Below are 20,347 nucleotides of genomic sequence, written 5' to 3' on the forward strand. Positions count from 1 at the left end.
ACAACAAGAACAACCCGCATCGATCCCCGGAGGGCGAGCAGGACGCTCGCCCCGCCAAACCGGGCGACGATCTCTCTGAATTCGATTACATCATCGTGGGCGCCGGTTCCGCCGGCTGCCTGATGGCCAATCGCCTCAGCGCCAACCCTGACCACCGCGTGTTGCTGGTCGAGGCGGGCGGACGTGACAACTACCACTGGATTCACATTCCGGTGGGCTATCTGTACTGCATCAACAATCCGCGCACCGACTGGATGTTCCGCACCGAGCCGGACAAGGGACTCAACGGCCGTTCGCTGATCTATCCGCGCGGCAAGACGCTGGGCGGCTGTTCCAGCATCAACGGCATGATCTACATGCGCGGCCAGGCGCGGGATTACGATCACTGGGCCGAGGTGTCCGGAGACGACGAGTGGCGTTGGGAGCAGTGTCTGGCTGACTTTATGCGTCACGAGGATCACGCGCTACTGGACGACGGCGCTAGCAGTGACCCCGAGCAGCGTGATTTCCATGGTCACGGTGGGGAATGGCGCGTCGAGCGTCAGCGCCTCAACTGGGAAGTGCTGGATGACTTCGCCAGTGCGGCCGAGCAGGCCGGCATTCCGCGCACCAAGGATTTCAACCGTGGCAGCAATGAAGGGGTGGCCTATTTCGAGGTCAACCAGCGGGCGGGCTGGCGCTGGAACACGGCCAAGGCCTTCCTGCGCCCGGCGCTCAAGCGCAGCAACCTGACCCTGTGGCACTCCACCCAGGTCAATCGTCTGCTGTTCTCGGGCGGCGAGCAGGGCATGGGGGCTGACACAGGGGCTGAAACATGGGCTGGCACAGGCGCGGCGGACGCAGCGAAGCAAGCCTCTGATCTGCGCTGCACGGGACTGCAGGTCGTGCGTGATGGCAAGGTCATCAACCTCTCGGCGAAGCGTGAGGTCGTGCTGTGTGCCGGCGCCATCGGCTCGCCACACCTGCTGCAGGTTTCGGGCGTCGGGCCCAGGGCATTGCTGGAGGAACATGGTGTCGAGGTGGTCAAGGACCTGCCCGGCGTCGGCGAGAACCTGCAGGACCACCTGCAGATCCGCTCGGTCTACAAGGTCACCAATGCCAAGACCCTGAACGCCATGGCCAGCACCTTGCTGGGCAAGATGGGCATCGGCATGCAGTATCTGTTCAAGCGTTCCGGGCCGATGAGCATGGCGCCATCGCAGCTGGGGGCCTTCACGCGCAGCAGCGATGACTACGCCCATCCCAACATCCAGTACCATGTCCAGCCGCTGAGCCTCGAGGCCTTCGGGCAACCGTTGCATCCCTTCCCGGCGATCACCGCGAGCGTCTGCAATCTCAACCCCACCAGCCGTGGCACGGTGCGTCTGCAGAGCGCCGACCCGCGTCAGGCCCCGGCCATCGCGCCCAACTACCTGAGCACGGAAGAAGACCGCAAGGTCGCGGCCGATTCCTTGCGGGTCACGCGGCGAATCGCCTCCCAGCCTGCCTTTGCGCGCTACAAGCCCGAAGAGATCAAGCCAGGGGTCGAGTACCAGACTGATGAAGAGCTCGCCAGGCTGGCCGGCGATATCGGCACCACCATCTTCCATCCGGTGGGCACCACGCGCATGGGGCGCGCGGATGACCCGATGGCGGTGGTCGACAGCCGTCTGCGTGTGCGCGGTATCCAGGGATTGCGGGTGGCCGATGCCGGCATCATGCCGACCATCGTCAGCGGCAATACCAACTCGCCGACCCTGATGATCGCGGAAAAAGCCGCGGGATGGATCCTGAACGCACAGTAATATGCCACGACTTTGGGAGTTGACCGATGGCCATCTCGACGCAGACGGAACTCAAGAAGGGGCCACTGGACGGGATCACCGTGCTGGATTTCTCACGGGTACTCGCCGGGCCTTATTGCACCATGGTGCTGGCTGACCTGGGCGCACGTGTCATCAAAGTGGAGAAGATCGGGACCGGAGACGATACCCGCGAATTCGGTCCCTTCGTGGAGGGAGAAAGCGCCTATTTCAGCTGCTTCAACCGCAACAAGGAAAGCATCGTGCTGGACATCAAGTCGCCTCGTGACCGCGAGCTGCTTGAGCGCCTGCTGGATGAGGCGGATGTGCTGGTGGAGAACTTCCGCCCCGGGGTGATGGACCGCCTGGGCTATGGCCCTGAGCGCCTGGCCAGAACGCATCCTCACCTGATCTATTCCTCGATCTCGGGCTTCGGGCACACTGGCCCCTTCAGCGAACTGCCCGGCTATGACATGGTCGTGCAGGCCATGGGCGGCATCATGAGCCTGACCGGCTGGCCTGACGGTGAGCCCGCCCGCGTGGGGACCAGCTTTGGCGACCTGAGCGCGGCGCTGTTTGCCGCGGTGGGCATTCTCGCATCGCTCTATAGCCGCACTCGGGATGCCCAGGGCACGCGGGTGGATATCGGCATGCTCGACTGCCAGGCGGCGCTGATGGAAACGGCGCTGGCGCGCTTCGATATCGAGGGCAAGGTGCCGCACCGCACCGGTGATTGCCATCCTTCGCTGGCGCCGTTTGAAAGCTTCAATGCGCAGGATGGCAAGCTCGTCATCGCGGCCGGCAACGACACCTTGTTCCTGTTGATGGCCGATGCCATCGGTGCGGCGCGGTTGGCCTTCGATCCGCGTTTTCTCAGCAACGACATGCGCTGCAGGAATCGCCCGGAACTGGTGATCGAGATGGAAAAAATCCTGGTGCAGCAGCCGGTTCAGCATTGGGTGGATCTGCTCAATGAGGAGGGCGTGCCGTGCTCGCCGATCAATACCATCGACAAGCTGTTCGATCACCCGCAGCTGAAGGCCCGCAACATGATCGTTCAGGTCCAGGGCAAGGCCGGCAAGCCATTCAGGACGGCGGGTAATCCGATCAAGCTCACGGGACGTCGGGACATCGACAGTCAGGTGCCCTGCAGTGCGCCGGGCCTTGGCCAGCATCGCGAGGCGATTCTGGACGAGTTGATGGCACGCCATGGTGCCTATCATCTGCCCGAATCTGACCGCCAGAAAGACGGCGGACAGACCGCCGAGAATGGTAGCGAACAGAGCGGTGATCAGAGCAGCGAGAATGGCAGCGCAGAGAAGGCCCGTCCGGCTCGCAAGTCATCAGGTACCGCCGCGAAAACGCGCGGCGCAGTGCCAGACGCCGCGTCATCCAGTGACGCGTCATCGCCCAGTACCGCAACGTCCTGCGATGCGCAGTAAGTACGCCGAACTGACGCCGAATTTACGCAGAACTCACGCCAGAGTGACGCCACCCGACATCGGGAGACAAGAATGAACAAGATGGTGAAATCGCAACCCCAGGCCAAACAGTCGGCGTCTGACGCGCCGGAGCCGGAAACTCTCGAGATGATCGTCGTCGAGCGCCGCGAGCGCGTCGGGTTGATCATCCTCAATCGCCCGAAAAGCCTGAATGCGCTCAACCGCCAATTGGCCGAGGAGACGCTTGCGGTCCTCCGCGAGCTGGACGCCGACCCTGGCATCGGCGCCATCGTCATCACCGGCAATCCCCGCGCCTTTGCCGCCGGTGCGGACATCGAGGAAATGGCCGAGAAGTCTTTCACTGATTTCTACATGGATGACTTTCTCTCGCCCTGGGACGAGGTGCGCAGGATTTCCAAGCCGATCATCGCCGCCGTCAGTGGTTTTGCCCTCGGTGGCGGCTGTGAACTGGCCCTGCTGTGCGACTTCATCATCGCCTCGGAAGACGCCCAGTTTGGCCAACCTGAAATCAAGCTGGGCATTCTGCCGGGCATCGGCGGATCACAGCGCCTGGCCCGCTCGGTCGGCAAGGCGATGACGATGGATATGGTATTGACCGGTCGCAACATCGGCGCTCAGGAGGCCAAGGAGATTGGCTTGGTGGCGCGGGTCGTGCCCAAGGATGAGTTGATGCAGAACGCGCTCGAGGCCGCGCATACCATCGCGGGCTACAACACGCCGGCGGTCAAGATGGCCAAGTCAGCCGTCAACACGGCATTCGAGACCCCGCTCAATGAGGGGCTTCGTCAAGAGCGTCTGCTCTTTCAGGCCGCCTTCGCGACCGAGGGCCAGAAGGAGGGCATGAGCGCCTTCGTTGCCAAGCGTGCGCCGGTCTTCCGTCATCGCTAGGCCCCGGGGTCTGGCAAATTCGATGTTCATTCACCGCACCCCTTGCCCGGGTGCCAGCGGAGGCCATGATGCCCTTTGTCACGATCAATGTTCTGAAAGGCAAGTCTGATGCTTATCGCAAGGCGATTGCCGATGAGGTCAATGCCGCCGTCATCGAGACCCTGGATTTCCCGGCAGATGATCGCTACCAGGTGATCCATGAATGTGCCGATCAGGACCTCGAATTCCAGTCACGCGATCAGGACCGCGTGATGATGCATCTGGTGATGCGCAGCGGGAAGCCGGACCAGGCCAAGAAGGCGTTCTACGCCAGAGTGGTCGAGGCGCTGGCCAGAAACCCGGGGATTGCCCCCGGCAACGTCTTGATCACGATCTCGGAGAATCACGATATCGATTGGTCCTTCGAGGATGGCATTGCGCAATTCTGTCCGGATTGAGCGGGACTGACGAGCCTCGGCATCGTTTATGCCGTGTCTGAGAAGTGACGGCAATCGATGTGACGCGTCAAAGATTTCGGCTTTAGACAGCCATACCCTTTAGCCCCTTTCAACAACATGCGTTGAGTGGTCCACCAGCGATACGCCAATCGCGGTGGACCTCGACTAAACACCGAATCGCATAACCACAATAACGGTGATCAACATGAGCAGTTCTGCGCCCAAGACGTCTTCCGGCAGCGGGAGCCCGACACGCGAGCCCCGCGCCTCCCACAAGGCCCGCGACGAGATCGACTGGCGGGTTTTCCTGCCCTCGGTGCTCGTCATCGCTGGCCTCATCATTCCCATCATCCTGTTTCCCGAATCCGGTGAGGCTGCCGTCAATGCGGCCTTCGCCTTCGCGACCGGCAATTTCGGCTGGCTTTACCTGCTGGCGGGCTTCTCCGTCGTCGTGTTCCTGATCGGTCTGGCGTTCAGCCGCTACGGCAACGTCCGTCTGGGCGGCCCGCAGGACACGCCGGAGTTCTCGTATTTCAGTTGGGTCGCGATGATCTTCGCCGGCGGCATCGGTATCGCCATCGTCAACTGGGCGTGGGTCGAACCGATCTACTATTTCACCGGCCCGCCATTTGACGTCAAGGCCGGCAGTGATGCGGCGGCCGAGTGGGCGCTGGCCTATGGCCAGTTCCACTGGGGGCTGACGCCCTGGGCGTTCTATTGCCTGCCGGCGATTCCCATCGCCTATTCCATGTATGTGCGCAATCGCCCGGGCGTGCGTCTGTCCGTGGCCTCCAGCGGTGTGCTCGGTAAGCGTGCCGATGGCTGGTGGGGCGTGTTGCTGGATGCCGTGGTGGTGTTCGGCATCGTCGGCGGTGTCGGCACCTCGCTGGGGCTGGCGGTGCCGCTGGTATCACGACTGCTCGGAGACCTGCTGGGCATCGAGCCGTCCTTTGCGCTCAATCTGGGGGTGCTGCTGATCTGGACGGCGATCTTCTCCGCCAGTGTGTGGTTCGGGCTGGCCAAGGGCATCAAGATTCTCTCCGACATCAACGTGATTCTGGCCATCGCCTTGCTGGCCTTCACCTTCATCGCCGGGCCGTCGCTGTTCATGGTGGAAGGCTGGGTCAACAGTCTCGGCACCATGCTGTCGAGCTTCGTGACCATGAGCCTGTGGACCGACCCGGTGGGCGATTCGACCTTCTGGAAGGACTGGACCGTCTTCTACTGGGCCTGGTGGATCGCTTACGCGCCGATGATGGGGCTGTTCGTCGCCCGTATCTCGCGGGGGCGCACCATTCGTGAGTTGATCATCGCCGAGCTGGTGTTCGGCTCGCTGGGCTGCTGGGTGTTCTTCGCGGTCTGGGGCGGCTATGCGCTGGACCTGCAGGTGAGTGGCACCCTGGATGTCGCGGCTGCACTCAGCGACGGCGGTATCCCCGGCGCCGTGTCCGCGATTCTCGCCACGCTGCCGTTCTCCGAGCTGATCACCGCAAGCTTCATCCTGCTGTGCTTCATCTTCCTCGCCACCACCCTGGATAGCTCGGCCTATGTGCTGGCGTCGGTGACCACCCGTGAGCTCTCCGGCTATCAAGAGCCCAAGCGCAGCGTGCGTCTGATCTGGGCCTTCCTGATCGCCGGTGTCGGGGTGGCATTGATCCAGCTGGGCGGCCTCAAGGCGGTGCAGACCTCCACTATCGTGGTCGCGCTGCCGATGATTCCGGTACTGTTCATCCTGACCTGGTCGCTGGTGCGCTGGTTGCGCCAGGACTTCGCGCGCAAGGTGCTCGAACCGCATCTGGTGCTGGAGACTCCCAGCCCGCGCGATGACGCCAAGCCTCGCTGAGTGCACTTTTTCCTGTCTCTCTCAACACATGACGCTCACCGGGGCTGACGCAACCCGCATGCCCCCCGGACAGAAGGACCGCACCGATGACAACCCACTCCGAAACCCGCCTGCCGCTGACTGACGTCAAGGTCATCGATTTCGGTCAATACATGGCGGGCCCGGCCGTCGCCATGATCCTCGCCGACCTGGGCGCCACCGTGGTTCACGTCGACCCGCCCGGCGGGCCGATGTGGCAGTCGCCGGCCAACGCCACGCTCAATCGCAACAAGCTGATCGTCTCGCTGAACCTCAAGTCCGAGGAGGGCGTCGAGCAGGCGCTGGCGCTGATCGAGGAGGCCGACATCGTAATCGAGAGCTTCCGTCCCGGGGTCATGAAGCGGTTGGGCATCGACTTCCAGGCCCTGCGCGAGGAGCGCAATGAGCTGATCACGCTGTCGATTCCCGGCTTTGCCTCCAATGACACCCTGCGCCGCGACTGGCGCGCCTTCGAGAGCGTGATCGCCGCCAATTCCGGCGTCTTCACCGACATGGGCCTCAACCGGGTGCTGATGGGCATCAATCCGTCCTTCTCGCCGCTGCCGCTGGGCTCGGCCTACGGCACCATGCTGGCGGCTTCCTCGGTGGTACTGGCGCTGCAGGCCCGCGAGCGGACCGGCATGGGCGACGAGATCGAGGTGCCGCTGGTCTGCGCGCTGATGGAAGGGCTCTGCTACAACTCGATCAAGATCGAGGGCCTGCCGGAGCGCTACAAGACCCAGCGCGAGAAGGAGATCGAACGTCGGCGTATCGAAGGGCAGCCGATGAATCTCGACTACGACGAGCTGCAGGAGCTGCTCGATCCCTTCTATCGCAGCTACAAGTGCAAGGATGGCCGCATGTTCTATGTGGTCTGTCCGAGTCACCGCGAGCACGCCAAGCGTTGCCTGAAGGTGCTGGGCCTCTACGATGAGCTGGTCGCCGAAGGCATGAGCGAGGAACCGGATACCTATCGCCCGAGCAGCGAATGGCAATCCGACATGTCGCTGGGCGTCTATCCGTTGCCCAAGTCCTGGGCGGACCATATCGCGGCGCGCATGAAGGAGGTCTTCCTCACGCGCACCTCCAAGGAATGGGAGAAGATCTTCGGCAAGGGCAAGTTCCCCGGTGCGCCGCAGCGCTGGCTGCAGGAGTGGATCCACGATGACCACGCCGAGACGGCGGGCCTGATGGTCGAGGTCGAGGACCCGGAATTCGGGCTGATGATTCAGCCCGGCCCGATGGTGTGGATGGCCGACAGCGGCCAGGAGATGCTGACGCCCAGGCCGCGGCGCTGGGTGAGCGTCACCCATGCGCTGTCGGTGTTGACCCGCATCGAGACCAAGCTGCCACGGGTGCGGGCACGCAATGCCCGCGATGGCTGGCTGGAAGGCGTCAAGATTCTTGACCTGTGCAACGTGATCGCCGGGCCGCACTCGGTGGCGTATCTGGCGCGCTTCGGTGCCGAGGTCATCAAGGTCGATCCGGCCAAGCCGTTCTATGACTGCTGGAATACCGTCATCTTCGGCCTGTCGCACATGCGCTCCAAGCGCTCGCTGCTGACCGACGTCAGACAGCCCCGCGGGCGCGCCATCCTGGATGAGCTGATTCGCCAGAGTGATGTGGTGGTCTGGAATGCCACCGACCGGCAGGTGGCCTCCATGGGCCTGAGCGAGGAGGCCATGCGCGAGCTGAATCCGGACGCCGTCTTCTGTCAGCTGGACTGCTTCAGTGGCGTGCTGCCCGGGCCGCGCACCAACTACCTCGGCTATGACGATCTGGTGCAGGCCACCACCGGCATCATGCTGCGCTTCGGTGGCAGCATGGACACCCCGGAAGAGCACGCCCACGTCGGCACCATCGATGTCATGTGCGGCTTTGGCGCGTCGCTGGGGATTGCCACCGCGCTGTATCGCAAGCTCAAGACCGGCCGCACCTCGCGCATCAAGACCTCGCTGTCGGCGCTGAGCGGTCTGGCCCAGCTGCCGTTCTGCTATGACTATGAGCGCCGTGGCCTGTTCGACGAGCCGTCCGGCCGTGAGGCGACCGGCTACGATGATCTGGCGCGTTTCTATTCGGCCTCCGATGGCATCCTGCTGGTCAGTGCCTATGAGTCGGAGCTGGAGAAATTCCGCAAGGTCGAGGGGCTGGAAGAATTGCCGGAAATCCCGCGTGAGGAGCGTGCCGCCTACCTGGCACCGCGTTTCATCAGCGCGCGAGCCAATGACTGGGTCGAGCGCTTGCAGGCGGCGGATATCGCCGCGGCCGTGTGCGAGAACCTGGAGACATTGCGCTCCTACAACGTCCACCCGGCTGGCGAGCGGACCGGGGTCGATGCCGGCAGCTATTCGTTCTCGGTCTACTCGGATCACCCCAGTGGTCACGAGATCACCCAGCTTGATCCCTATGCCATCCGTCCGCGGCGTGGACGCATCTACCCACTGTCGCCGGCCGAGAAATACGGCGCCTCGACTCGCTCGGTGCTCAAGGGCCTTGATCACAGCGACGAAGAGATCGATCAGTTGATCGAGGAGGGCGTGGTGTCCGAAAGCTGGAGCGAGGAGTACCTGCCAAGCTGATCCCGCCATACAGTACCTGTCCACCGAGGGCCGCCGGCTGAAGGCAGTCGATAGCGCCTGAGACGTTCCAACGCCCCATCTCGTGATTCACGAGGTGGGGCGTTTTTTTTGTGCTGACCGGCTGGCTGATCTCAATGCGCCTTGCGCGTGAGCGCTGCAGGAAAACCTTTCGCGAAGTGGGTCAACTGCACCCATCACGACCTTGCTGTGCGCTCGGCCGCGACAGGTGTCGTCTGGCGCTACGTCATTAGTCGCAGGCAGGCGGAAAAACGGGGGGATTGCATGCTGAATATCCGAGGCTTCCCACCCGCTCGCAATCTGCAAGAACCCAGTCGCCATGCGGGGTGACGGGCCACAAGAGGGTGGCGTCGCAGTGGCATTTTGCAAACATAAGTAAACCTAAGGGGTAACATTAAAAAATAGCGTTTGTCACTGATTGGACGCGGGTCGATATTGCCTGAGCGCCAACGATAACTATGACAATAACGACATGCCAAACGCCGAGGTCGTACAGAAATGTCCAACCTGATCAAGCAGTATCCCAAGGTTTATGTGCTGGATAATGGACGCATGAAGATGGACAAGAACTTCATGGTCAGCATGCATGATCCCGCCAGTGCACAGGATCCACACAAGCCGAACACGCTGGTCGAATTCCCTGTCTATACCGTGTTGATTGATCACTCTGATGGCAAGGTATTGTTCGATACTGCCTGCCATCCGGATGGCATGGGCGAGAATGGCCGTTGGCCATCGGCGATCCAGAATCTGCTCCACTTTACCGCCGAAGTGGACGGTCAGGATTGTCATCTGCACAGCCGACTCGAAGAGATTGGCATGGACCCGCGCGAAATCGACTATGTCGTGGTATCGCACCTGCATCTTGATCACTCAGGATGTCTCGAGCTTTTCACCAATGCACAGATCATCGTTCATCAGGACGAATTCAATGCCGCCCTGGTGCATTATGCACACAACCGTGACGCCGATGGCTTCATCTGGGCTGATATGGATGCCTGGATAAAGAGCAACCTTGCCTGGCGCATCATCAAGCCGGAAGAAGACAACCTTACCTTGCTGGATGGCATCGAGATTCTCAACTTCGGCAGTGGTCATTCCTACGGGATGCTCGGCCTGAAGATCGAGATGGCCGGCAGCAACAACATCATCCTGGCCTCCGACGCGGTCTACTCCGCCGAGAACTACGGGCCTCCCGCACGCCTGCCCGCCACGCTCTATGACTCCATCGGTTACATGAAGACCATCGAGCGCATCAAGAAACTGTCGGCCGCAAGCAAGGCTGACGTCTGGTTCGGTCATGATGGCGAGCAGTTCAGCACCCTTATCAAATCGACTGATGGATATTACGAATGAATAGCTCAGTGGCGTGCGACATCCAACTGGTAGAGTCCTACCGTGTTCGCGTCTTTGTTCTTGAGGAATACCTCGAGAAGGTGTTGGCATCAGTCAAGACGGCGACCAACCTGAAGTACGGCAATTATGATGGGGTTTCCTGGTGTTCGCATTCCGGTACCGAGCGTTGTACGCCGCGTGCCGGCTGCGATACCTATGCGGGAAATATCGATGAACCCTACATGACGGATTCCACACTGGTCGAATTTTCCATCGTGCGTGACAAGAAGATTCTTGATCAGGTGATTCTGAGTATCTTTGCCAGTCATCCCTGGGATGAGCCGGTCATTTCCATCCAGGAAACCCTGGAAACACGCAAGAATGGTGTGATCTGATTTTTTTGGCGATCCACCCCGTCATTACGCGGCTGTTGAAAGCGCGATTGAGAGCATGATTGAAAGGGCTGTTGCGCACTTGTTGAGCGCCTGTTGAGCAACTTTCGCGAGCCAGTCGAGAGCCAGTCGAGAGCCAGTCGAGAGAGAAAATTGAGCGGGCTCCAGAGAGAGCCCCCTTTTTACCAGTCTTGCGTTTGGGTAGCGCGCCATTGGCGGGTACGACGCCTTGTTCAAGTACCCGTATTTTTTATCGCGCAAGCTGGACACATAATTCAGAGGTGGAACATGAAAGGCAAGATTGCAGTGATGAGTGAGCCGGGCAAATTGGGCTATCAGGAATTCGATGTGCCAGCCCCGGGGCCGGGCGCCGTGGTGGTCAAGGTATTGTGCAGCAACGTCTGCGGGTCAGAGCTGCATATCTGGAAGGGCGAGCATCCCAAGAAGAGCGGTGGTCTGGGGCATGAGACCGTCGGGGTGATCGATCAGCTGGGCGAGGGCGTCACGACGGACAATGCCGGTGTGCCGCTGGCCGTGGGCGACCGCATCGCGGCGACCTATTTCATCGCCTGCCAGCGCTGTCCGGCCTGTCAATCCGGCAAGCTGAACCTGTGTGAGAACGCCTATAGCTTCTGGGCCAGATCTCCTCAGGAAGCGCCGCACTTCCACACTACCTTCTCTACCCACTACTTCATCCATCCCGGCCAGTTCTTCTACAAGGTGCCGGACAACGTGCCCGACAAGCTGGCGGCAGGCGCCAACTGCGCCCTGTCACAGGTCTTCTATGGCCTGGATCTGGCGGAGGTCAAGATGCAGGACCACGTCGTGGTCCAGGGTGCGGGTGGCCTCGGCATCTACGCCACGGCCATCGCCCATCGCAAGGGCGCGACTGTCACCGTGATCGACGCCGATGAAGGGCGTCTGGCACTGGCGCGTGAGTTCGGCGCCGACAACGTGATCAACTTCAAGGACTACCCGAGCAAGGAATCGCGTATCGAGCGTCTCAAGGAGCTGACCGGTGGCAATGGCGCCGATGTCTGCCTGGAAGTCGCGGGAGTCCCGGAAGCGTTCGTCGAGGGCATCGAGCTGGTGCGCAGCGGCGGCAAGCTGGTGACGATGGGCAATGTCACGCCAGGCAAGACCATCGCCGTTGACCCGGGCTTCATCACCCGTCAGCAGGTCACCATCATTCCGGTGATGCGCTACCAGCCTCGTTATCTGTGGCACTCGCTGAAATTCCTCAGCGACAACATGACGACATTGCCGTTCGAGAAGCTGCTGGATACCGAGTATTCCCTCGAATGTGTCGAGAATGCGCTGGCCGATTCACTGGCTCGCAAGGTGACACGCGCCTCCATCGTGATGAGCGGCGAGGGATGATTGCCCGCAGAGACAGCCTGGCTGTCTCTGCCACTCGCTTCTTCATTCGCCAGCCGCTCAGCCAATGATCCGTGACAGGGGAGTCCCTTGCGCGGCCCATCAAGCGCTCCCTGTCACCGGGGAGCCGCCAGGACATCGTCATGACCGCTTCCATTACCGACTCACAACTCTTCGCGCCGTTGTTTCACTCCGAGGCCATGCAGGCCGTCTTCAATGATGAGGCGCGGGTAACCGCCATGCTGCAGGCGGAGGCCGCCCTGGCGCGGGCCCAGGCACGGCTCGATATCATTCCTGCCCAGGCAGGCCAGCAGATCGATGACGCCGCGCGCGAGATGAGCGTCGACATGCCGCGCCTGGCACGCGACGCCGGCATCGTGGGCTACCCGGTACTGGGACTGGTGCGTCAACTGTCCGAAGCCGCCGGCCCCTCGGCCAGTGGCTATGTGCACTGGGGGGCGACGACCCAGGACATCATGGATACCGGCACCGTGCTGCAGATACGCGAAGGTCTGGCATTGATCGATCGCGACCTTGAGCGTGTCGAGCAGGCACTGGCGGCGCTGGCACGAGAGCATCGTGAGACGGTGATGGCGGGGCGCACGCATCTGCAACATGCCTTGCCGGTGACCTTCGGCTACAAGGCCGCCATCTGGCTGGACGGCGTGCGGCGAGCGCGTACCCGCCTGAGCGAGATGCAGCCGCGGGTGCTGAACGCCCAGCTGTGGGGCGCTGCCGGCACGCTGGCCTCCATCGAGCACAATGCCGAGGCACTGACCTCAGCCTTCGCCGAGGAGCTGGGGCTGAATGCGCCGCAGGTGCCCTGGCATGCGACCCGCGATGGCTTTGCCGAAGCCGGTTGCCATCTGGCGCTCATGACCGGAGCGCTGGGCAAGATCGCCTTCGACATCATGATTATGTGCATGGATGAGATCGCCGAGCTGTCCGAGCCGTTCGTCAAGGACCGCGGAGCCTCCTCCACCATGCCGCAGAAGCGTAACCCCATCTCCTGCGAGGTGATTCGTGGCTGCAACATGGGCGTCAAGAAGGCGGCCGCGTTGCTGATGGATGCCCAGGAAGCCGATTTCGAACGCGCAACCGGCCCCTGGCATGCCGAGTGGATCGGGCTCCCGCAGGCCTTCGTGCTTGCCCATTGCGCGGTCTCCCAGGCGGTCTTCGTGCTCGAGGGGCTGGAAGTCTTCCCGCAGCAGATGGAGAAGAATCTGGGGCTGAGTCAGGGCCTGATCGTGGCCGAATCGGCGATGATGGCGCTGGCCAAGGGCATGGGGCGTCAGGAAGCCCACGATGTCGTCTATGCGGCCTGCCGTGACGCGCAACGTGACGGTATCTCGCTGCATGCCGCGCTGTGCGCCAATCCGGCCGTCACCGGCCACCTGAGTCCGGAGCAGCTGGCCACCGTGCTGTCGCCTGCCTCCTACCTGGGCATGGCGACCACCATCGTCGATCGCATGACGACGTCGGCCCGGGCTGACTGACCCTCTGCGCCAGCTAAATGACCAGAGTTTGAAAGACAGGTCTTGACTACAGGATTTGAATAAAAGGATTTGAACAAAAGAATCTGAAAAAAAAGGATTTGAGGAATACGTCGCGAGACGACGAGCCATGTTTGCGAAGCGCCATCGCCATGCCTGTCAGGTATCGGCTCGGACTCCTCGGGCGCGCCAACCCGAGGAGCCCACCCCGCATTCAGGCTGAGCGTTCGCCACGCCGATTCAACAGCACCATGCACTTATAACGATAAAAAGGATAACGCCATGTCTTACGCCGCCTCTGATAAGGGCGCGCAGGAGAGATCTGCCTCCGCGCCGTCCAACAGCAATCGCAGAATGCAGATCATCAGCATCCTGATCGTCGCCGCCGTCGCCTTGCCATTGATCCTGTTCCCCGAGCAGGGCAAGCAGTCGATGGACATGATCTTCGGTTGGATGACGCGCAACTTCGACGTCGTCTTCCTGGGCATGCCGCTCGCCTGCATGCTGTTTCTGGTCTATCTCGCCATCTCACGCTTCGGCGACATTCGCCTGAGTGCCCGCCAGACCGACAAGCCCGAGTTCTCCAAGAGCTCGTGGATCATGATGGTCTTCCTGGCCGGCAACGCGACCGGGCTGATGCTGTGGGCGGGCACCGAATGGGGCTTCCACTTCAATTGGCCGCCACTGGGCATGGACGCCAAGGACCCCGCGCTCTACACCATCGGACAGGCCTACGGCATCTTCCACTGGGGGCCTTCCGCCTGGGCCATGTACTGCGTCCCCGCCGTGGCGATGTCCTACATCTTCTATGTGCGCCAGACCCACATCTACAACCTCAGCGAGTCCTGCCGTGGCGCTCTGGGCGGGCTGGTGGACGGACCGCTTGGCACCGCCATCAATTACCTGTTCCTGTTCGGCATGCTGGGCGCCGCCGCCACCTCGCTGGGACTCGGCACTCCGATGATCAGTACTGCGCTGGCGAGTGTCTTCGGCCTGACACCGGGGGTGGAGCTGGATATCGCCATCATTCTGGTCTGCACCGCTGTCTTCACCATCAGTAGCGGTCTCGGACTGGACAAAGGCATCAAGCGACTGAGCATCTTCTCCACCGTCGTCACGCTGGCCATCGTGGCCTACATCCTGCTGGTCGGCCCGACGCACTTCATCATCAGCCTGGGCTTTGATTCCGTCGGCTATACGCTGCAGCACTTCCTCGAGCTGAGCACCGTGACCGACAGCGTGGCCAAGGGTGGCTTCCCGCAGGCATGGACCGTCTTCTACTGGGCCTGGTGGATCGCCTACGCCCCCTTCATGGGCATGTTCGTGACGCGTATCTCCCAGGGGCGCACCATCCGCGAAGTCATCGTCGGCATGCTGGTCTTCGGGACCGCCGGTACCGCGCTGTTCTATGTCGTGGTCGGAGGGTATTCGGTGGATCTGCAGATGACCGGTCAGCTGCAGGTGGCAGAGCTGGTCAATTCCGCGGGAGCACCGGCGGCGGTCATCGAGGTCTTCAACCAGCTGCCCGGCGCTGCCCTGGTGCTGATCGCGCTGGTCATCTCCGGCATCGTGCTGCTGGCGACCACCTTTGACTCGGCGGCCTATGTGCTGGCCTGTGCCACCTCGCGCCAGTTGGGCGAAGGGCAGGAGCCTGAAAAGAGCAATCGCCTGTTCTGGTGCTTCGTCATCACCATCTTCCCGCTGTCACTGCTGTTCGTGGGTGGCCTGAAGAGTCTGCAGACCGCCTCGATCATCGTCGCCTTGCCGTTGGTGTTCGTGATGATCGCGATGATGATCTCCACCTTCCGCTATCTGCACGCCGATGCGGACTTCGAGAGCGTCAAGATCAAGCTCAAGCCGGTGGAAAAAGTCTGAGAGTGGTCGTAATGCCGCGTGGCTGTCAGGCGAGAGCGTTAGGATGCCAGGCACGCGGCCCCGATCAAGGAAGCGACGGGGTATCGAGGCTCGAAATCGGAAGGTTCGAGCATGGTCCAGGCAGGCAGCAGAGAAGCAGCGATGAAACGTCCCCCTCCCCATAACTGGTTGTTCATCTTCAAGGCCGTCGTCGACGCCGGCTCCATCACGCTGGCGGCTGAGCGCCTCAGCGTGACCCAATCCGCGGTGAGCCAGCAGCTCAAGTCGCTGGAAGAGTATCTGGGCAAGCGGTTGATTACCCGCAGCAAGAAGGGCGTGGCGCTGACCGATGTGGGACGCCATTACTACAACGTCATCAAGGTATCACTGGACAGCATCTCGAACGCGACCGATCAGATGTTCGGCCGTGATCGACGCGACACGGTCACGGTGCGGGCGAACTACTCCTTCGTGGAGCACTGGCTCACCCGCCACCTGCATGAATTCCATGCCCTGTGTCCGGGCGTCTCCTTCGAGCTCTACACCGGGTTCTGGTTGTCGGACTTCGATCAGAGCAGCGCCGGTGTCGAGATTCGCTACGGCGAGGGCGGCTGGGCAGGCTATCACTGCCATCGCCTGAGCCGGGACACCACCTACCCCGTGTGCTCGCCCGAATTGGCCGCTCGAATCACCTCGCTGGAAGACGTCTTGACGCATCCACTGGTGGCCATCATGGGCAATCGCACCGGCTGGCTGGAGTGGGCCCACCAGAATGGCATCCCCCTGCAGAGCTGCCAGCCGGCCCTGTCGGTGGAGAACAATCTGCTGGCCTATGAGCTGGCCGCCAATGGGCCTTACGTCACGCTGGCACTGGACTCGCTGGTCGGTGACCACCTGGCCAGCGGTCAGCTGGTCAAGGTTCCGGGCGGCGAAGTCGCCAGCGTCGAGGATTTCTATGTGCTCGAGCCGGCCAATGGCACCCATACGCCAGGTGAGGCGATGTTCATCAACTGGTTGAAAGGCAAGTTCAAGGCCGGTCCAGCGGCGCCGGAATCTGCGCCGCAGCCGGCGGGTATCGCGCGCTGAGTCAGGCACGCCCATGAGTTCACGCAGGCCCTTCAGTTCACGCAAGCACGTGATTTCACACACGTCATAATCCCTTCGCTATGGCCGGCTCAGGCCGTCATCAGCGAGCTAGATGTCACCAAGAGGACGCCATGAACAATTACAAGCTTTTGATCAATGGACACTGGACCGACGGCAGCAGCGACGTTCGCGAGCAGGTCATCGACCCGGCCAACGAGTCGGTGATCGGGGAGTTCCTGCATGCCAGCGCCGAGGATATCGACGCTGCAGTGGCTTCCGCCAAAGAGGGGCTCGAGGAGTGGAAGGCGGTACCGCAGTGGAAGCGCGGTGAGATCCTCAAGCGCTCTGCCGATCTGCTGCGCGCCCGCAAGTCGGACATCGCGGCCATCCTGACCCAGGAGCAGGGCAAGCCGCTGGCGGAGTCAGAGGGTGAGATCGAACGCGCGGCAGACTTCCTGGAGTGGGGCGGTGAAGAAGCGCGTCGTATCGCCGGGCGCTTGATCCAGGGCCGTACGCCGGGCAATCGCATCGAGATTCGCAAGATGCCGGTGGGCGTCGTCGCCGCCTTCTCGCCGTGGAACTTCCCGGTCGTGCTGACGGCCAAGAAGCTGGCGGGGCTGCTGGGGGCGGGTTGCTCCTGTGTGCTCAAGCCGGCGGAAGAGACGCCGGGCTCGTCGATCGCACTCGTGCAGGCCCTGCTGGATGCCGGTGTCCCGGGCAAGGCCATCAATCTGCTGCTGGGCAAGCCGGGGGACATTTCCTCGCGCCTGATCGAGCATCCTGCCGTGCGCAAGATCACCTTCACCGGCTCATCACCGGTGGGCAAGCTGCTGGCGTCCAAGTCCGGTGAGTACATGAAGCCGGTCACCATGGAGCTGGGGGGCCATTCGCCGGTCATCGTCGCGCAGGACAGCGACGTGGAGAGCGTCGCCAGAATGCTGGTGGCCAAGAAGTTCTTCAACGCCGGCCAGGTCTGTGTCTCGCCGACGCGCTATTTCGTGCACGAGAGTGTCTATGAGCGCTTCGTGGCGACCTTCACCGCCGCTGCCGCCGAGTTGAATGTCGGTGATGGCCGCCAGGCGGGTACGCAGATGGGGCCCCTGGCCAACATCCGCCGTCTGGATGCCATGCAGGCCCTGGTGGATGACGCCTGCCATCGTGGTGCCAAGGTGGAAGTCGGCGGCAAGCGTCTGGGCGACAAGGGCTTCTTCTTCGCCCCGACCGTGCTGACGAATGTGCACCCGGATTCAGAATTGATGAAGACCGAGATCTTCGGCCCGGTCGTGCCCATTACGCCTTACCGCACGGATGAGGAGGTCATCGCGCTTTCCAACAGCGTCGATTACGGCCTGGCGGCCTATGTCTTCACGCATGACCCGACGCGTCAGCAGTTCTTCAAGGACAACATCTATGCGGGCACGATCGGCGTGAATGACGTGCCGGCGCACTTTGCCGAGGTGCCGCTCGGGGGCTGGGGCGATAGCGGCTATGGCGTCGAGGGGGGTATCGAAGCGCTGGATGCCTATATCAAGACCCAGTACGTCAGCCAGTGCTGATCGCTCAAGGCCGGCTTGCCTGACCCTGAGCTTGCAGGGGTCAGCTTCCGGCGCATGAGAAGTGCTCAAGCGCTGAGTGTCTTGAGACACGAGGTGAACGTGGATGATGCGGCTCTTGATAGTGGCGCATCGGCTGGCGAGACCCTCGCGAAGCAAGGGGCGGAAAGACTGCCGCGCCAGGTGCTGGCTTCTGCGTGACAGTCGCCGCTCATGAGCGCTTGAGACCCACAGGCCGCCGACATTGACGTGTCGGCGGCCTGTTCGCGTCTGGCGGAAACTTGGGTCGAGGAGGGCGTGAGGATGGTGCGAGGAGGGCGCAGAAGGGGGAGCGCGCAGCGCGAGATTGATGAATGAAATTCATGTTTGTATGAGAAAATACCGTGTCGCGATTCATGCTCCCCGCGGTTGCCGGGAAAGTATAATGCGCGTGGAATAAAAAAATGTATAATACTGCGCTCTTTTCATTACGAAAAATTATTGAATACAGCGAACTGCCCGAGCAAGAGCGACGTCTCGCCCCTCTTGCTCGGGCTTTCTCACTAAGGTGGTAGTCGTGCAAGAAGCAGTTCCCCCCGCCAGTGATGGCGATCATCTGGACCCGCGTGTCTTCATCCCCGCCGTATTGGTCATCCTGGCCTTCATCGGCCCGGTCATCCTGTTCCCGGATGCCAGCACCGCGCTGATCAATGCCGCTTTCTCCTTCGCCACCGGCAAGTTCGGCTGGCTGTATCTGGTGGCCGGCCTGAGCGTCGTCGGATTCCTCATCTGGCTGGCCTTCAGCCGCTACGGCAACGTCCGCCTGGGCGGGGCAGAGGACACGCCCGATTTCTCCTACTTCAGCTGGGTGGCGATGATCTTCACCTGCGGGATGGGGATCGCGATCGTCAACTGGGCGTGGGTCGAACCGATCTACTACTACACCTCGCCGGCCTATCACGTGGCGGCCAAGAGCCGTGAGGCCGCGGAGTGGGCGCTGGCCTTCGGTCAGTTCCACTGGGGGCTGACGCCGTGGGCCTTCTATTGCCTGCCGGGCCTGCCGATCGCCTACTCCATGTACGTCAAGAAGCGTGATGGCGTGCGTCTGTCCGTCGCCTCGCGCGGCGTGCTGGGCCGTCATGCGGATGGCGCCTGGGGCGTGCTGCTGGATTCCATCGTCGTGTTCGGGATCGTCGGCGGCGTCGGCACCTCGCTGGGGCTGGCGGTACCGCTGGTGTCACAGCTGGTCAGCGGTATCCTCGGCATGGAAGCCAATTTCGGGCTGGAAGTCGCGGTGCTGTGCATCTGGACGGCGATGTTCTCCGCCAGTGTCTGGTTCGGCCTAGCCAAGGGCATCAAGATTCTCTCCGACGTCAACGTGATCCTGGCGATCTTCCTGCTGGCCTTCACCTTCATCGTCGGTGACTCGCAGTTCATGGTCGAAGGCTTCGTCAACAGCCTTGGCAAGACCCTGGGCAACTTCATCCCGATGAGCCTGTGGACCGACCCGGCGGGGGATTCCACCTTCTGGAAGGACTGGACCGTCTTCTACTGGGCCTGGTGGATCGCCTACGCGCCGATGGTGGGGCTGTTCGTGGCGCGTATCTCGCGCGGCCGTACCATCCGTGAGCTGATCATCGCGGAGCTGGTGTTCGGCTCGTTGGGAACCTGGGTGTTCTTCGCGGTGTGGGGTGGTTACGCGCTGGACCTGCAGATCAGCGGCGCGCTGGACATCAAGGCGCTGCTGGACAGTGGCGGTATCCCGCTGGCGGTGGAAGGCATTCTGCAGACCCTGCCGTATGCCAAGCTGGTCACGGTGGCCTTCATCCTGCTGTGCTTCATCTTCCTGGCGACCACGCTGGACAGCTCGGCCTACGTGCTGGCCTCGGTGACCTCACGCAAGCTCTCCGGGTATCAGGAGCCCAAGCGCTCGTTCCGCTTGATCTGGGCCTTCCTGATCGCGGCCGTCGGGGTTGCGCTGATCCAGTTGGGTGGCCTGCAGACGGTACAGACCTCGACCATCGTGGTGGCGCTGCCGATGATTCCGGTGATGCTGATTCTGGCGCTCTCGATGCTGCGCTGGCTCAAGAATGACTTCCCCAAGGAAGAGCTGAATCCGGTACTGGTCATCGATGACATGCCGGCCTTCCAGCGCAAGCCGAAGAAGACGAATCGTCAGGCGTAACCGCGCCATGCGCTGAAAGATACGTCGCAAGACCTAACGACAAGGGCCCCTCAACATGAGGGGCCC

14 protein-coding genes are annotated in these 20,347 nt (G+C 62.0%); all 14 read left to right on the top strand.

All coding sequences use genetic code 11. The features are described 5' to 3' along the window. The first annotated feature begins 122 nt into the window (after window positions 1-122). The 14 genes from ACJJV2_RS06320 to ACJJV2_RS06385 all read left to right on the top strand — a co-directional run bounded on the left by ACJJV2_RS06320 (window position 123) and on the right by ACJJV2_RS06385 (window position 20,281). Window positions 123-1,784: a GMC family oxidoreductase gene (locus ACJJV2_RS06320; protein ID WP_405280693.1), complete on the top strand. Its 1,662-nt coding sequence runs from the start codon at window positions 123-125 to the stop codon at window positions 1,782-1,784. A 26-nt stretch (window positions 1,785-1,810) separates the two neighbouring features. Then, entirely contained in the window at window positions 1,811-3,223 is a 1,413-nt protein-coding gene (locus ACJJV2_RS06325) for a CaiB/BaiF CoA transferase family protein (RefSeq protein WP_405279082.1), read from the top strand. Window positions 3,224-3,295: 72 nt separating this feature from the next. Continuing rightward, window positions 3,296-4,132, top strand: coding sequence for an enoyl-CoA hydratase-related protein (locus tag ACJJV2_RS06330; protein ID WP_215823031.1), 837 nt, complete (start codon window positions 3,296-3,298; stop codon window positions 4,130-4,132). A 68-nt stretch (window positions 4,133-4,200) separates the two neighbouring features. Further along, window positions 4,201-4,569: a tautomerase family protein gene (locus tag ACJJV2_RS06335; RefSeq protein ID WP_215823030.1), complete on the top strand. Its 369-nt coding sequence runs from the start codon at window positions 4,201-4,203 to the stop codon at window positions 4,567-4,569. Window positions 4,570-4,774: 205 nt separating this feature from the next. After that, window positions 4,775-6,412 (top strand): BCCT family transporter, encoded by a 1,638-nt coding sequence (locus tag ACJJV2_RS06340; protein WP_215823029.1) that lies wholly within the window; start codon window positions 4,775-4,777, stop codon window positions 6,410-6,412. Window positions 6,413-6,498: 86 nt separating this feature from the next. Next, on the top strand, window positions 6,499-9,009 hold the full coding sequence (locus ACJJV2_RS06345; protein WP_405279087.1) for a CoA transferase: 2,511 nt from the start codon (window positions 6,499-6,501) through the stop codon (window positions 9,007-9,009). Window positions 9,010-9,525: 516 nt separating this feature from the next. Continuing rightward, the gene (locus ACJJV2_RS06350) at window positions 9,526-10,383 is read left to right on the top strand and encodes an N-acyl homoserine lactonase family protein (protein ID WP_405279090.1); all 858 of its coding nucleotides are present in this window, start codon (window positions 9,526-9,528) and stop codon (window positions 10,381-10,383) included. Further along, on the top strand, window positions 10,380-10,757 hold the full coding sequence (locus ACJJV2_RS06355) for a hypothetical protein (RefSeq protein WP_107334499.1): 378 nt from the start codon (window positions 10,380-10,382) through the stop codon (window positions 10,755-10,757). The genes ACJJV2_RS06350 and ACJJV2_RS06355 overlap by 4 nt, the downstream gene beginning before the upstream one ends. Window positions 10,758-11,042: 285 nt before the next feature. Next, window positions 11,043-12,134, top strand: a complete 1,092-nt coding sequence (locus ACJJV2_RS06360) for a zinc-binding dehydrogenase (RefSeq protein ID WP_107334500.1) — start codon at window positions 11,043-11,045, stop codon at window positions 12,132-12,134. Between the two features lie 140 nt (window positions 12,135-12,274). Beyond that, window positions 12,275-13,627 (top strand): adenylosuccinate lyase family protein, encoded by a 1,353-nt coding sequence (locus tag ACJJV2_RS06365; protein WP_279833049.1) that lies wholly within the window; start codon window positions 12,275-12,277, stop codon window positions 13,625-13,627. A 279-nt stretch (window positions 13,628-13,906) separates the two neighbouring features. Beyond that, the gene (locus ACJJV2_RS06370; RefSeq protein WP_107334502.1) at window positions 13,907-15,499 is read left to right on the top strand and encodes a BCCT family transporter; all 1,593 of its coding nucleotides are present in this window, start codon (window positions 13,907-13,909) and stop codon (window positions 15,497-15,499) included. A gap of 141 nt (window positions 15,500-15,640) precedes the next feature. After that, complete coding sequence (locus tag ACJJV2_RS06375; RefSeq protein WP_405279095.1) at window positions 15,641-16,564, top strand: LysR substrate-binding domain-containing protein; 924 nt, start codon at window positions 15,641-15,643, stop codon at window positions 16,562-16,564. Window positions 16,565-16,695: 131 nt separating this feature from the next. Then, window positions 16,696-18,120: an NAD-dependent succinate-semialdehyde dehydrogenase gene (locus ACJJV2_RS06380; RefSeq protein WP_405279097.1), complete on the top strand. Its 1,425-nt coding sequence runs from the start codon at window positions 16,696-16,698 to the stop codon at window positions 18,118-18,120. 553 nt (window positions 18,121-18,673) lie between these two features. Further along, complete coding sequence (locus ACJJV2_RS06385) at window positions 18,674-20,281, top strand: BCCT family transporter (protein ID WP_054557121.1); 1,608 nt, start codon at window positions 18,674-18,676, stop codon at window positions 20,279-20,281. Window positions 20,282-20,347 lie beyond the last annotated feature (66 nt).

It is taken from the genome of Cobetia sp. Ld8 (assembly GCF_045066615.1).
In the GTDB taxonomy this organism is placed as follows: Bacteria; Pseudomonadota; Gammaproteobacteria; order Pseudomonadales; family Halomonadaceae; genus Cobetia; species Cobetia amphilecti.